This window comes from Mycetohabitans rhizoxinica HKI 454 (assembly GCF_000198775.1).
In the GTDB taxonomy this organism is placed as follows: Bacteria; Pseudomonadota; Gammaproteobacteria; order Burkholderiales; family Burkholderiaceae; genus Mycetohabitans; species Mycetohabitans rhizoxinica.
Genome location: NC_014722.1, coordinates 1,684,653 through 1,699,513 on the forward strand (window position 1 = coordinate 1,684,653; position 14,861 = coordinate 1,699,513).

The 14,861-nt window shown below is 59.0% G+C and carries 10 protein-coding genes; 1 reads left to right on the forward strand and 9 read right to left on the reverse strand.

Going from position 1 to position 14,861, the window contains the following annotated elements:
• Positions 1-46 precede the first annotated feature (46 nt).
• From RBRH_RS07430 to RBRH_RS07440, 3 genes are read right to left on the reverse strand one after another with little or no spacing between them, the layout of a single operon-like run.
• Complete coding sequence (locus RBRH_RS07430) at positions 47-2,209, reverse strand: ATP-binding protein (protein WP_232509280.1); 2,163 nt, start codon at positions 2,207-2,209, stop codon at positions 47-49.
• Positions 2,206-3,054 (reverse strand): contractile injection system tape measure protein, encoded by an 849-nt coding sequence (locus RBRH_RS18855; protein WP_157864384.1) that lies wholly within the window; start codon positions 3,052-3,054, stop codon positions 2,206-2,208. Before RBRH_RS18855 ends, RBRH_RS07430 begins: the two co-directional genes overlap by 4 nt.
• On the reverse strand, positions 2,975-4,126 hold the full coding sequence (locus RBRH_RS07440; RefSeq protein ID WP_013435510.1) for a contractile injection system tape measure protein: 1,152 nt from the start codon (positions 4,124-4,126) through the stop codon (positions 2,975-2,977). The genes RBRH_RS18855 and RBRH_RS07440 overlap by 80 nt, the downstream gene beginning before the upstream one ends.
• Positions 4,127-4,255: 129 nt before the next feature.
• On the opposite strand from RBRH_RS07440, the gene RBRH_RS07445 reads away from it, so the two are divergent.
• On the forward strand, positions 4,256-4,588 hold the full coding sequence (locus tag RBRH_RS07445) for a hypothetical protein (protein WP_157864385.1): 333 nt from the start codon (positions 4,256-4,258) through the stop codon (positions 4,586-4,588).
• A 306-nt stretch (positions 4,589-4,894) separates the two neighbouring features.
• Here RBRH_RS07445 and RBRH_RS07450 read toward each other — a convergent pair whose 3' ends face one another.
• The 6 genes from RBRH_RS07450 to RBRH_RS07475 all read right to left on the reverse strand — a co-directional run bounded on the left by RBRH_RS07450 (position 4,895) and on the right by RBRH_RS07475 (position 14,815).
• Positions 4,895-6,658 carry a hypothetical protein gene (locus RBRH_RS07450; RefSeq protein WP_157864386.1) on the reverse strand — a complete coding sequence of 588 codons (1,764 nt, stop codon included), beginning with the start codon at positions 6,656-6,658 and terminating at the stop codon, positions 4,895-4,897.
• An 85-nt stretch (positions 6,659-6,743) separates the two neighbouring features.
• A complete protein-coding gene (locus tag RBRH_RS07455) occupies positions 6,744-7,457 on the reverse strand; it encodes a hypothetical protein (RefSeq protein ID WP_157864387.1) in 714 nt (237 codons plus the stop codon).
• A 74-nt stretch (positions 7,458-7,531) separates the two neighbouring features.
• Complete coding sequence (locus RBRH_RS07460; RefSeq protein WP_013435513.1) at positions 7,532-10,513, reverse strand: hypothetical protein; 2,982 nt, start codon at positions 10,511-10,513, stop codon at positions 7,532-7,534.
• A 19-nt stretch (positions 10,514-10,532) separates the two neighbouring features.
• Entirely contained in the window at positions 10,533-13,907 is a 3,375-nt protein-coding gene (locus tag RBRH_RS07465) for a baseplate J/gp47 family protein (protein WP_013435514.1), read from the reverse strand.
• Between the two features lie 45 nt (positions 13,908-13,952).
• Positions 13,953-14,384: a hypothetical protein gene (locus RBRH_RS07470; protein ID WP_013435515.1), complete on the reverse strand. Its 432-nt coding sequence runs from the start codon at positions 14,382-14,384 to the stop codon at positions 13,953-13,955.
• A complete protein-coding gene (locus RBRH_RS07475; protein ID WP_013435516.1) occupies positions 14,384-14,815 on the reverse strand; it encodes a GPW/gp25 family protein in 432 nt (143 codons plus the stop codon). Before RBRH_RS07475 ends, RBRH_RS07470 begins: the two co-directional genes overlap by 1 nt.
• Between the last annotated feature and the right edge of the window lie 46 nt (positions 14,816-14,861).

Consider the following 14,861-nt stretch of genomic DNA (forward strand, 5'->3'; position numbering starts at 1 on the left):
ATTTCCCAGCGCGCCGCATCCCCTCAACCGAGAGTCCCTATGACGCTTAGATAGGCGGCATGATGCGCCCGGTCTTACTCAATTCACGGCGCACCGCGCGCGCGATATCGGCCCAATTGACCGCTCGACTCTGCTCGGCTGCGAGCCAGCTCGCGAGCAACGCGACGTTACGAATGCCCGCGCCGGTCAATTCCGTGACTGACGCAAGCTGCGCAAAATCCACTTCCTCGTCCACTGCCACCTGCGCCGGCCAAATCGCACGCCACATTTTTTCTCGCAAATGGGCATCTGGTGCTTCAAAGCGCGTCATGAACGTTAGCCGGCGCGTGAACGCATCGTCCAAATGGCTCCGGTTGTTTGTTGTCAGCACCACGAGCCCCGGGTACTGCTCTAGTCGTTGCAACAGGTACGACACCTCGATATTCGCGTGCCGATCCTGCGCGTCCTTGACCTCACTGCGCTTGCCAAACAGCGCATCGGCCTCATCGAACAGCAACACACCAGTGTCGGCCCCGGCCAAATCAAAAATCCGCGACAGGTTCTTTTCCGTCTCACCGATGTACTTGTTGACCACCGTCGACAGATCGACACGAATCAGCTCCACGCCTAATTCGCCGGCGAGCACTTCAGCGGCCATCGACTTGCCAGTGCCCGACTCGCCATAAAAAAGCGCACTGATGCCCGTCGCGTGGCCAATTTTGTGTGCAAACCCGCGCGCGAGCACCGCGTCGCGCTGCCGGATCGCCGCAATAATCTCGTGCAGCTGCTCGGTCACGCTAGCGCTGACAATCAAGTCATCGAACGTGCGCCGCGGTAGCACGCGCTGCGCGAGCGAGCCAAAGTGTTGCTGGCCCCGCACGCGCAGTGCCTGATGCAGATCGGCTGGCGTGAGTGGCGCCTGCGCGTCGCGCAGTACTCGATAGCCGTGCGCCTCCTGCAACGTGGACTCGAGTGCATCCGGATTGATCCGCGTGTGTTGCAGCAACACCGTCAGGTCCCACGCGTCACCGGCCCGCCCCAGACTAGCCTGCAGCACCTGCGCGTCGTCTTCGCGTGTGCGCGGCGGCAGCGTCACGCGCACACGCGGCAAAGTGGCAAACACGTCGCTCGCGTCCTGCTCGGAGCATAGCCCCACTACCAGCTGCCCCGCCAAGCGTGGCGCCAGCGCATTGAGCAATCGACCATGCCGCGCCACACCGTCAGCGAGTTGTTGCAGCACCAGCACGCTGCCGTGCAAGCGCGCTTCGCGCAGCGCCGCGAGCAGCAGCGGCCATGCCTCGTCCATCTCGTCTGGTAATGCCGCCAGATTGACGATTAGCGTCGGGCGACTCGCGTCGCGAGCCAGCTGCGCGATCAGCGCCAGGCAACCGTCGGCTGGGTGCAACAGTAATAACGGGGCACGGCCCGGTTCAGCCCCGAAACAGCACGCGGCAATCTGCTGCGCGCAGGCGGCCCACGGGCCGTCACGCAGTACGTCACCGGCGCAAGAAGCGGAGCACCACTGCGCCACCTGCGTGAGCGCCGTAGGCAGCGATGTCGCGTCTGCGCCGCTTAAGTAGCGATAGACGGTCTCGTCCACGCGCAAGTACGATGCGTCATCGCGCGTGCTCGCGCGGCCGTTGCGCTCCGCCAAGTAGACAAGGCCGTGGTACACCAAAGCGCCAGCGTCTGTGCCAAGCAAGTGGCGGTGCGCGATGCGCTGCACAGGCGTCGCGCTAAAGAGCGTTAACGCGAATTCCACACCGGGCCAACTCGCGCCTTCATCCCCCTGCAAATAAGCGATCAGCGCACGATAACGCGGCTCGAAAAGTGGCAGCACGCATAGCATCAGTACCTGGGTCTCAAACGGTGTCAGCTCAAAACGATTGACCAACTCGGCCAGTCGCCCGTGTGCGGCCGGCGCATGCAGCGTTGTCCACGGCGCGGCGCTGTCGCTGCTCCAATGCGGCATGCCGCGCGGGTGTGCGCAACTGGCTTCGAGCGCCTCCACGGGCTGGAGCAACCCGGCGAGGTTGAGCCGGTCGTCCTCGTGTTGCTGCTGCCAGATGAGCAGGCGCTGCACTACCTGATCAACGTATTCCAGCCACGGCCCTAGCGTCTCGAACGCTGCGCTCACGCGCGCCGTCTCGCCTTGCGCCCCGGCCGGTTCGACTGCGAGGCGCGGCTCCGCGTCTGGCGCGGGCACATCGAGTGAGGGGAAGAGCTTCATGCGATCCAGTCCACGCTCAGCGGGCTTGATAGCCACGGCAGCGCCACCTGCGTCAGCGGCCATGGCACTTCGTTCAGTAAAATATCGATTGCCTCGCGCGACACGCTCAGCATCAATGCGCCGTCGATCTCGTGTAATGTGCCGGGGCGTTGCAGAAACAGGGCGCGCAGCTCGCCGATCGAGCAGCGGCTCAGGCGCGGCAAACTGTCCAGCGCACCCGCCAGCCATCCGTCCAGCATCTCGCGCAACTGTGCTGTCAGCGGCTCGGGCTCCAGCGGTCCAGCGTCCGACACGCCGCATAGCATGCGCGTGAGCGGCGTTCGCCATTCGGCACACACTGGCTCGCTCCATGCGAGCCAGTCCAGGCACGCGAGCGCCTGCTGCCGCGCCGCGTTATCCTTGAACTGGCCCGTATCATCGGTCAACGTCAGCGTCCGGAACAGCCTTGGTAACGTCGGCCATAGCAGCACTAAACCGGCATTGGCAACCGGCAACGGCAGCGCTTGAACCAGCGAACGGCTCATGTCCCTCGGCGCCTGTGTTCGGACACGCGGCTTAGGCGCGGCTGCTTCGCCATAGCGCGCCGCGTCAGAAGCGGCCTGCGCGGTTGGCAGCGCTGATGTATTCTGACCCGCCACCGTCGAGTGCCTGTGCCCTGCACCGGTCACCTCAAACAAGCGAGCGCGCCAGCTGCCCGTTGCGTCATCCGTGGCCACGGGCTCACCGAGTCCGTGCGCCAGCGCCTGCAGCGCGGCCTGCACCGGCTCAGTCGGTGTCTCGCTCAGCAGTGCGTGCGCATGCTGCACTAGCGCCTCGCCCAACCGGGTCGGAATCATGGCTGGCATGGGCTGCGTCGCGCCGAGCACTACCCGCCACAGTGCCAGGCCCACCGGGTCGGGTGGCGGCCACTCCGGTAGCCAGCTGCGCCGCCTCGACAGGCGCCGCAACGGGCCAGCTGCGCACCCACGGCAGCGCCCGCAGAATCACCGCCAGGCCCGCCTCAACGCGCGTGGTGCTCAGCCATAACGGCCCCCCCGTCTCGGGCGAGTGTCCAGTCGCCAGCCACGCTGCCAGCGCATCGCACGTGGGCGGCGAGAACGTGGCCAGCAACCGCAGCAAGCCGCGAGGATGCAGGCATGCGCTCGCCAGTGCAACTCGGAGTGCGTCAGGCTGCGGCTGCATTAGCTGCGCACACAACCACGCGTCCGGCGTACAAGGCGGCATCCAGGCCGCCGGCGCGTGCCACACGCCAGTGCGCAGATACGCAGACAGCGCCGGCAGACCAACCACGTCGGGTGCCGGGACCAGTGCCGAGGCAGTCGTCGTTAGCGCCGTAACGCTGCCAGCCCTCGCCGCCTCTCGCCCGCGCAGCATCTGCCCCGTCTCGGTGCGCGTTTCTCGTTCATACATCCGCACTCCGGCGCGCGTTCCCAGCGTCACCCATCCGTCGTTCGCCATCACGTCCTCCCACGCAGCCAAACGCGCTTCACCGATCCGCGACGGCGACACCCGCCTCGCCTCCCTTTGCCATCGCCGCCACTGCTCGCTCAGCTGCTGCACGATTTGTTCATCGCGTTCCGTTTCAACCAAACTTGCTCCGTTAATCTGCAACGGCGACGCCCGCCTCGCTTCCATTTGCCATCGCTGCAACCGCTCGCTCAGCTGCTGCATGATCCGCGCCTCAAGTTCTGCTTCCAGTCGGCTCAATCTCACGTCGCCCACATCCAGCACCAGTTGTTCGATCATCCCGTTCCCTGCGCCAGTCTGCGCTCGCAGCGCCGACAGGCGCGACTTCAGATGCGTGTGGCACCATGCACTGCAGCGTTGCTGCACCCGTGGTGCATCGCGTCCGTTCACGCGCAGCACGAAGTGCAGCGTGTCGATACTGACACCATGAAAATCACTCAATCCGTCCATACGTTCTCCCTGACATGCCCTAAACGATTTGCTCGCTTAATGTCGGGTGCAGCGCTCCTTAGACCACGATGCCGCTACCTCATCGTTTATTGCGCTCCGTTGCCGATCGCACCGATTGCGAATACGGCAGTGGAACGCGTGCTTCTCGTGCGCTCTGCCTTCCGTCACGCATGCCTGTGCCGCGCTCGCGTCAGCCCTCTCTCGGTCAACGCGCAATCTATTCCACTGGGCAACTTGTCCGGCGTACTCGTCAACAACGCTTATTCTTGGCTGTGCATACAACGTCGCCACTATTCCGCTCATGCCAATACTTGGCATTTGCGCTTCCATTGGCAAACCGAACTGGTTCGGATCAAGAATGCACTGGTACGCAGCACGTACCGCTTCGAGCCGTTGTCGCATATCGCGAAAACGCGGGGCGAAACGCTCGTCGTAGGGTCGCCGACCGATGTGCCCTTGTAATCAAACGCCTGACACTGCTGCAAGCCTCCTTCCGAGCTTGCGAACATGTCTGTTGAACACGGAGGCGCCCCTGCTTCCGTGACACACTTGCACCGACTCGTCAATCAGGCGTTCGCGGCCAACCCCTACCTCTTCTACGCTTATCCAACCATGCGATGAAACTCCGACGGCTTTATAAGCAAGCACAACGCGATAACCTCACGAAAGGTCGGAAATGCCAAACGCACATGCAACTCTGACCGCTGGCCAAAGAAAAGCACGGAGTATGGCCTGCACGGTGTACGTCTAGCCGCTTCCCACTGGGCCCTATTCCTGTGCGAGAAACACCTGGCAGCGCACGCCGTCGGTGTCCGTGTACTCCGCGATCTTATAAGGTCCATTGGGCAAATCCAGGGTCCACCACTCCGTGTCAAAAGGCTGAGGTTGATCATTACCTGGCCAGTCGGAACCGGGATTACCTGGCCAGTCGGAACCGGGATTACCTGGCCAGCCGGAACCGGGATGACCTGGCCAATCGGAACCCTGATTACCTGGCCAACCGGAACCGTGATTACCTGGCCAGTCGGAGCCCTGATTACCTGGCAAGCTGGAACCGGGCTGGTTATCATCAGGTGAAGTACCAACATCCCCTGAAGAAACCTCAAACGTGAGCCGTGACGATCTCCCTCCTCGGCCGTTCGGGTCGTCCTCTGCCCTTATTACGACAGACGCGGATGAATTCGAGAACAGCTTTGACTTAGCCTGCACACTTCCTACTACCAACTTGAACTCGCCTGTCGTTGTGCTGAAGTCGTCTTGGGCTGGACGTGCCACAAAAAATTTCCTGGGTATTTCGCGTGCGGTTATGGTGACTTTGGCTCCGCTTTCGTCCGTGCTGTACTCGAAACTGACGAAACTGCCATCAGCGCCCTTTAGGCAATCGACGCCGCATGCGCCAAATATTCCTACCTGGACCTCGAGTTGTACCGCACGCGACAAGAGTTTGGGGTCTTGCGTCAACTCCTGCACCAGGACTGCAATGTGTCCAGCGCTCCTCAATGTTATGTCGCCGTTCCTGCTGAGGTCCGCAACTATCGGCTTCCACTCATTGTCTGGCGTATTACCTTTGGTAAAACACAATTCGCCGCCCCGGGACGGGCTCACGTAGGCCAGCTGCCTTAGGCTCACGGACTGAGACTTTGCAAGTATAAATGGGTTGGTCTTCTTCACGTCCGGCTTCACCGTCTCGCAATACGCCGCTTTATACCCTTCTCCGTAGGCATCATTGAGCGCCTTGGCAATATCCTGTTCCATTTTTGAGGGGTTTGAGTTGCTGTTCGGCCTGGAACCGGTGCTCGTGCCGCTGACCGCCTTACCTAACGCACCGCTGCCGGCCTGCACGGCCGCCTCCTTAAATTTGGTCAGCTGTATGTCGGTGAATTTCAGCTGCTTATCCTTGAACTCAAACCACCCCATATCGGCCTTAAGCTGTACCCCTCCCGTTGGATCGATATCCAGGCCCTTGTCTTGATTCACCTTGACCGACAACTGATTTGTTGCATTGGGTTCAATCAGACTCAGTCCACCTTTTTCTGCAATATGAAGCTTGATCGGCTCATTTGCTTTTTCTACGATCAGCCCCGCGCCGAGCTTGACCCTCAGTCCATCATCGGTCGGATCAAGGCCGCCGTCGGGCGCTGCCTTCACCGCCACGCCGCTCTCCTCCACCCGAATCCCGAGCCCTGGTTTAACCATGAGCCCCTTGTCTTTCTCCAGCACTAGACCGCTTTGCTTGTCATCTACTGTCAACTCGAGCGCTTGAGTCACCTCGTTAAACTTCAGTCCGCCTGATTTATCCGCCGCAATATTTACCTGCAGCGGATGATTGACATCCGGCACAGTTAACCCACTACCCGGCTGCGGGGGCTGCGTAAAATCGCCCTCGTTAAACCCCAACGTTTTTCGCCCCACGTCGGCCAGATCGATCAATTCGCTAAAGGTTGCCTGCGTCGGGATCTGCCCCGAACCAAAGCTTTTCTTTAACCCCTCTGCTTTCGATCCCTTGCCGTTTTCGTTGTATTCGTCCGTCATGATTGGTTTCATTCCTGATTCAGAGCGTGCGAGTTGCGTGATCAAGCAACGATACACATGATTCTGTGCCTCTCTGTCAACGTGACTAGCTCATCAAGTCCTCAAGGTCGAGGGTCAGCTCGCCATTGCCGTCGAACTTCAGCCCCCCGTTAGGCGCGAGTGCCACGGCCACCCCGGCTTTATCACTCGCCACCCCTTCGTCACACTGGATCTGCAGCGCGGGCCTCGGAGATTCGGCGTCGAACTCCACGCCCCGACCGGGCCGCACCTGCAGCCCAGTGTTGGTTAGCACCAAACCGGCCCCTGCATTGACCGACAGTTGCGGCGACTCATCAGGCGCCTGTTGCTGACATGTCAAACCACTGTATTGCGCCAGTTTTACATCGAGCGCTCCGGTGTCCTGCCCGAGCTGCAACCCACCGGCAGAAATCAGCATCAGATGCAAACCAACGTTGCGCTCGAGTCTCAGTCCCGGCCCCGCCGCGACACTCAATACGTTGTCCGCCACGTTCAATCCGCCTGCGTTCGCATCAGTCAGATTGAGCATCGCCTTGCCCATATCCGCTCCTGCCGTTCCGATTTTTAAGCCCGGGCCGGGTGCGGACTCACTACCCAGCCCTAGCAGCGTCGCTCGGTTTGCTAAATCAATCAGGTTCACAAAATCGGCGGCCCGGGGTACCGCTGCGACCATTCCTGGCTTTATGGTAAAAGCGTCACGGACCGCGGCCAACGACGGCTCTGGATGATACGGGCTCGCACTTTGCATTTCGGATTGCTTTTCGGTTTTCGACCTTGCCATGTCACGCACCTCCTGCCACCCAGTTCAGTTTTCGAGACAGTCCGGCGGGTATGCCGCTATTAGACTTGAAGCTATTAATCCTTTGCCACATAGAAGACCAGTGTACTCTTAAGCGTATCCACATTATTTGGACAGGTCCACATAGTTAGTTCTTCTTGCGATTTTTCATCAAGAATATGGGCGATCCCAACCCCTGTCCTGTTGTCGATCGGTGCATAGCCAATCGACAACAAATCGAGTAATCGATAGGACAGATCACCTGCTGGTTGGCCTTCCTGCTGCCATTGTTGATAGAGCGTGCCGAAGCTCTGGAAATCAACATCGTTCAACCAGTGCAGTTGAAATGTGAGATGGCTAGGTACTTCATCAGCCAGGATGCCCCGTACCCATCGGTCCACGGCCATCGGATCGGCGACCGGATCCTGCCTGAGTCGCTCGCGAGGCAATACCACACTTAGCGTCAATTCGAACAAATCCTGCTTGTATGGTGCCGACCACTTCCACAGATAGGTTTTATCGTTTGGCCAATCATCAGAACCTTCCCATTGAGCCAACACACAGCCTGCGACCGGATCAATCTGCACGATCGTCGCTGTGTGCAAATCAGGCGGCGACATCGGCTGCTTCGTATCGAATTTACTCAGCGTGATCGTGGTACCCGGCAGCAAGTCGTCGGGGAAGCTTTCCATCCACAACACTCTCCACCTCTGAGTGGGATCGTCCTGTAACCGACTGTTTATCGTCTGATATGAAGGCTGGTACATAAGGTCATATACCTTACGCTTAAGCCATACGGGACTGAATTTCCATTGCCAAAATTTCCCCTCCTGATAATCGGCCACGATCGACTCGGCCGATCCTTGCAAACGATGGTGCTGCTTCAAATCGATCTCGACCGTATAGCCCGATCCGGTGATGCTCACGTCATGAACCACATTTGCAAGCAGCGGGATAGTTTCTTCATCGTGGTCTTTCGGTATTAGGTCGATGAGTTGACCCTTCTGAAGACGCTCCACTCCGCTTCCCGCCATAAGCGTCAATGTCAGCAGATCTTTGGGCCTGTCGTGCGTAATATCTTGAATATCTTGCCAGTCACGACGCAAATCCTCGAAGGCGGGTGCGACGGGTAATAGTTCTCGGTGCTCAATCAAATAGAATGGCACATCCTCACGCCGAATGTCCTTGAATCCCTGGCCACTAAACAACCTCGGCCCCATGCCCAGACGTGCGGCGATGCGCCGCTGCAATGCTGACGGCTCGCTGATACTAATGGCCGCGCGATCATAGGTCAGCGCGGTAATTTGGCGCAGATAGGCTTGCTGAACCCGACGAAACTCTGTGCTGCTCACTTTGAGCAGCGTCCGCTCGGCCCGCCCCGCCCCAAAGTAGCCCAATAGATAGTTTAAGATCTGCAGTTCTTTCTCGTTGTCCCGTGCAGCTTTGTCCGCGCACTTTGACAACTCGTCGATGTAATCATCCAATATCCATCGCGCATTGTCGCGGCTCGGCTCGTCTTCTGGCGCGAGCACTTCCTTCTTGCCGCGCGCATAGGCAGGTAATTGCCCATCGCCCCAAATCAGTGGCGTATCCAGCATGCTCGACTCCGGCTTGGGATCCTCACGCCGATCGAACGACAATACACTGGGTAGTTGCGCCAGCTGCGCACAGCGATTGACCAACCATTGCTCAAACGGTAGTAAAAACAGCATCAGTTGACGTACCGACTCGCGAGTCGCGATTTTTGACAGAGCATCCGGCACCGTTGTCAGCATGTCCCACACCTGCTGCAAGCCATAGCAAGCCGGCAAATACGAGCCTGCGCTGCGGTAGCGCGCCGGATCCCGATATTGGCCATATGGCATCTGCTTGGGCCGTTCACATTGTCGGGCAGGCTGCTGCGCCTGACAATCGAGTTTGTTCAGTTCGTCTTCGAGTAATTCTTTCCTCACGGGGAACTGCTGTCCGCGCTTCCGAAATTGCAGGCCGCCGCCGTTTTCCAGCAGTTGATCCAAGTCGCGCTTGCCATCCTCCTTGCGCCAGACGAGTGGATAGTGCTCCGGCGGCACCGTGAACTGGGTACTGTCCTTTCCCTTCAATGCCACGGCGCTTACACGCTTGACTCCGGTAAGCGCTTGCAGCGGTATCACTAACCGCCGCACGTCCAGCACGCGCGCTTGCCGGTAATCGACCAACGTGGGCAACTGCGTCATCCAGCCATGTTCGAGTTTGGGGCCACAATAGACCGTATCGACCGCATATCCTTGCCCAGTCAGCTCGTTCGCACTCACATGTTCGACCGGCGCATTGAACCAGTGCTCCACCGTCATCACCACCTTCGCCGCCAAGCTGACCGCCTGATCGTCGGTCAGATCGTCGTCAACATCGATGACAAGTTGCAATGGCACTGGTGCCGGCTTAACCCAGCACACCTGGGGGATCGATTCACACAGATTCCGGTGCGCCTGAAAGAAGGCATCGACTGCCGCGCTAGCATCGGATAGCGAAATTTCTGGATGAGGTGCGGCCCACAACTGATAGCTCCCAGCAAGCACATAGTCTGAGGGATCCGGCTGCATCGGGAACCGGAATTCAAGTGTCTTTAGATCGTATTGATAACGGTAACGCGCATCAAAGGTCGCCGGTTCAAGCTGCGCATCGAGCAGACAAAAGCGGCTGCTGCCGCTCTCGCCCACCGTCAGATCCAGCAACGCACGGCGGTAATCGTCCAGCGTGACCGGGCCGCACGTCAGCGCACGCTGCGGCCCGTAGACCGGCGTGATCAGACTATCCTGTTGTTGCCACTCGGGATCCTGCGTCTTCTCCGGCGGCTGTTCTTCAGGTGTGAGCAGATCGATCAGCGGTAACGTATGCCGATAGCTTACGTCCGCCGCAATGAAGGTCAACGCCTGCAGCAATGTCACGCCCGGATCGTGCTCGCTCGGATCAGTCCACAGTTTGCCTGAATGGGCCTGGATGGTCTCCTGCACTTGGGACCAAAGCGTATCGAAATGAATCTGTTCACGCACGTCGTCCGGGACAGTCAGCTCTTGCGCCATAAATCGACCTTATTTTGTATTAGCAGTTATCCGAGTGCTCATCCAGCGTCTGCGCACACCTATGTTTTACTTCCGGCCGATCACGCTGGATGGCTAGGTGCACCGTGCCTTCATTGCCGTAGCTGTCCGTTACGTGGGCGACTGGCACGCCGGTATCGAGTGTGCCCATCGGATAAGGCTCAATGCCGCCGCTAATCGCAAGGTCAGTCTGTTTCGAACGGATATGCAACCCGTAGATCGTCAACCATTGCATAGGCTGACGACACGGGACCGGACTGAACACAATATCCGTGTCCCCGAATGAAATCGATTGACTGTGCTCGCCCAGCGGGATTTCAATGGTCGCGCCTTGCTTAATCCCATACCGCTTTATAGGAGATTCAGGAGATCCCGAATTGGAAGACTCGGAAGGCTCCGAACCGACCCACCAGCAATGAATCGCATCATCACTTACCGTAATTGCATGCGGTGCCTCATCCGACAGCATTTTGATCGCCGTACCCCAGGCTTTGCTCAACTCCTGACTCGTTAACGCCGTCGGCAGCGTCGGCATCAGTGTGAGCTGCGCCGGTCCCACCAACAAAGTGTTCGCCTGCAGCACATACGTGCCTAATTCAACCGATACCTGTGCATCGGTTGCCACGGCAAGCGGCACAGGCGGCAGCGTGTTGATCAACCAATTTTCGGGCGCAGCGTAATCCACCTTTGGCAACACCTGCAGGCCCAGTTCGAGGCCCGCATCGTGCGAACGCAGCTTATAGGTCCGACCATCCGATAGCGGCACGTCGGCACCCACACCGATGCGATATCGCCCCACAATCTGATCAGCCTGGACATATCGGTGTAACGACCACAGATCGTCCTTCGTCGGCAAGGTGTCCCGCTTGCTCGCAACCTGCACGGGCAAGCAGTACTGGCCGGTTTGGTTAGTGCAGCTTGGACCAGCAGGGGATCCCTGTACGTCCAGACGCTTGCCTGTGTCGCAGTCATACAAAAAGACCTTCTGGTCATCAATATCTATTTGACCGGCGCCCGCAAGGGTAAGCTTCTTCGGGATCACGCAAGCTACTTCGACCTGATTTCGCCCATTGCCATAAATCACCGCGCGTTGCCAGTATGCTCCCGCCAGCTGCTCCCGATAAAACGCCAGTTTGACCTGCGCATATTCAGGCGACGCAAACACCGGCACTAACACCTCGGTGTCCGCTGCATCCACCGAGTCCTCTCGCCCATTGAGCGTCAGACTGTCAACATGTTGCACGACGTCGCAGGCTTGGATCACCCGCATCATCTCGTGATACGCCAGCGGCTGCCCGATCAGGCTTACCAATACGTCGCTCGTACTCCAAGCCAGATAATGAGTATGCAACGCCTGCTGGATCTGCTGGTTGCCCAACGCGCGACTGATGCCCGGCGCGAACGTAACAGACCATCTCACCTGGACCGGCACATAGTCCGGATTGCAGCAGGTGATTTGCAGCCACGGTGACGCACGTTGTGCAAGCCAATCGCGCATCTCGTTCAAATGGGCCTGACTGAACGCCGGTCGTAGCGGATCGCCGTTGTCATTGGTTGACGCCCGAGGCATCAGCACGATCGTCTGACGCGCACGGTGCTGCATCGCACGTACCACGCGCGATTCGGCCAGATGCAGATCGCGGATACCCGGATAGTAATCCCGCAATAGGCGCCCGATATCCCAGTCGGTCAGCGCACGTTCGCGATGACGCAGGCGTGCCGAGACGCGCGCAATCCATGCTGCGCGCGTCTCGGCCGCTCGCCCGCCCGCGGACGGCCATGGCTGCAGCACGCGTTGCAGACCGTCCACCGAATCGACTGTGGCCACAATCGTGCCTGCGGGTAGTGGCTGCTTGAAATGGGCCGCATCGATCGTCTGTGGCTCGGCAAGCGTAGCCGACAATGCGTTTGTGTGCAGGCCGTGTGCCCACGGATACGCGGGCATTGACGCGGCCTGCGACGGCTCGCGGGCCGGGGACTTGACACGCACGCGTAGCCAGTAACGCCCTGGCGGCATCCGACGCTGCAGCGGCGACTCAATCTGAGCTGTATCGAGCGCATCGTGCGGCCAGCTTAGCGACCACACGCCGCTTGTGTACCAACCGTTCGTGCCATCGATCAATGCGTCGTCCAACGGCTCCCAGTGGCCACCTTGCGCATCCTGCGCCAAGTAACTGCATTCGTCGAAGACTAACTGCTGCGGACTACGCAATTGCCAATGCAAACTCAACAACTGGTCCGGCTCGATCGACCGGATGCCAAGATACAGTTCATCGCCATCGTACGGGGGGCTGATCTGCCGCGCATAGCCGAATGGCAGCCGCACACTTTGCTCAAATGCGTTTGGTGTGTACGTGACTGCCCCCACCTTGGGCGCGATGCATGAGATCGCTTGCACGTCGGGTACTGCGCCACCGTCCACCAATGAAAGCCGTACCAGCGGCATGCTCGTTGTCAAGCCATCCAGTTTAGACGCCGCAGCGGGCTCCAGGTCCGCCTGCTCGAACGAGAACGTGATTTTTTTAAAGTTATTTGGATCGGGTTGAGCGTTCTTGTTCTTGACCCAATGGCCCCCCGCACTCACTTCCGCATGCAGTTTCGACGAATCAATGTTGTCCGCGAACGTGACAACCAGCTCCGGTAGAGTCCTGTCGCCAGGCGGATCCAACTGAACCAAAGTCACGATCCGCGCCGCGCGTACTGGGCGATCCTCATCCGGGCTCAGCTCAGGCAAAATCGATTGGGGTGCCGGCGCAAACAGGCGCACGCCGCCGCTTGGCCACGCCTGGCCCGCCGCCTCATCAAACAGCACTCGTGCCACCCGCGCCTTCTGTGACCCGATACACCAGCGCAGATCCGTGCACCGCGCGTGATTGACCGTGCATGTCTGGTCCAACCGGTACACGCGTGCGGTGCCTTCGCTATCCTGGCCACCATCAAACGCCAAGCCGGCTTTCATGACCAGCTCGGGACACGCGTCCTCCAACACCGCCGAGAGCATTACACGGTCCGGCTGCGCCACGCGCTCGAGCATGCCCAGATAATCGCGGTAATATAAATCCCGCAGTTGCTCAGGCAACTGGTTAATCAGCCGCCGGGGCGTGTCGAGCAATTTGAGCATCGCCAGCACGACCGTTTGCGCAACAGGCAATTGGCCATCGGCTTGTTCGGGGCCAGTGGCCAGTTGCGCAAGAGTGCGCAGCACCGCGTCACGTTCATGCTCTGGACCAAACAGTACCGTCTCCCACGTGCCGGTACCGCCCTGCGTTACCGGTGGCAATGCTCGACTGTACTGCGCCAATTCTTGCAGCAGTCGTGGCACGCTGCGATCGTCCAGCACAAAATCCGTCTCGGGTGGCACAATCGGATCGGACATGGTTAATCTCGGTGATAGAAAGAAATTGCCTGCTTTTGCCTTTCGCTAGCCGGCGTAGGTGGAACGCGTCGGGCTCTCGGTTATAAACTCTCCAGTTCCAAGGTACTCCGACATGGGGTCTTCCTGAGGAGGGCTGGAAGTTGATTTAGCTTTGCTTATTACTTTAAGCTTCGCTAAAAATTTTACTCCCTTGACCATGACCGGCTTTCCGCCCACCACTCTCGGCGCAGTTTGTTCTTGAAGTTTTTCGATAACCACCTCTCCAACTCCGCCCATAAAAATCCCTGATTGGTATGTCACACCCGGTACTTTCACGCTGGCCTCATCACCGCTGATGCATACCTTCTTGCCATTCACCGAAAATTGCCCACTTCCTGCGATGTGCGCGACCGGCGGATTGAGCGCCACCGCAGGCCCAAACGTCGTGTCAAACTGCACAGTATCGCCGTCCAACACCACAAGCTTCAACGGGTCCATCAGAATCCCCCGCCTTGCCCGTCTGCAATGTTCACCGCACCCGAAATACGATCCACCGTGTCACCGTCAGCCAATCGATAGTTCACGTCCACGTGCAATGCGCCCTGTTGCTGCGTATCCGGATACAGCGACACCGTCTCGAGCGCCACGCGCGGCTCGTTGCGCGCCACGCTGTCAGTAATGCGCGTATGCAGCTCGGCAAACAGCGCCTCACCGATGTTGTGAAACATCGCGAACTGCAGATCGCATCCGTAGTCCTCACGCATGATCCGCTCGCCCGGTTGCGTCATGAATAGAATTCGCATACCTTGCAGCAGATTTTCCCGTGCCGTCTTGGCCAGCATGACACTGCTTTTCTGCGACGTATCTGCCGTGAAACGTGGTGGGAATGTCCAACCGCGACCAAACAATTCATTTACTTTGTCTTGCATGATGGGCTCCTTAATAGATTTAAACTTCGTTTTGAATCGATCCCAT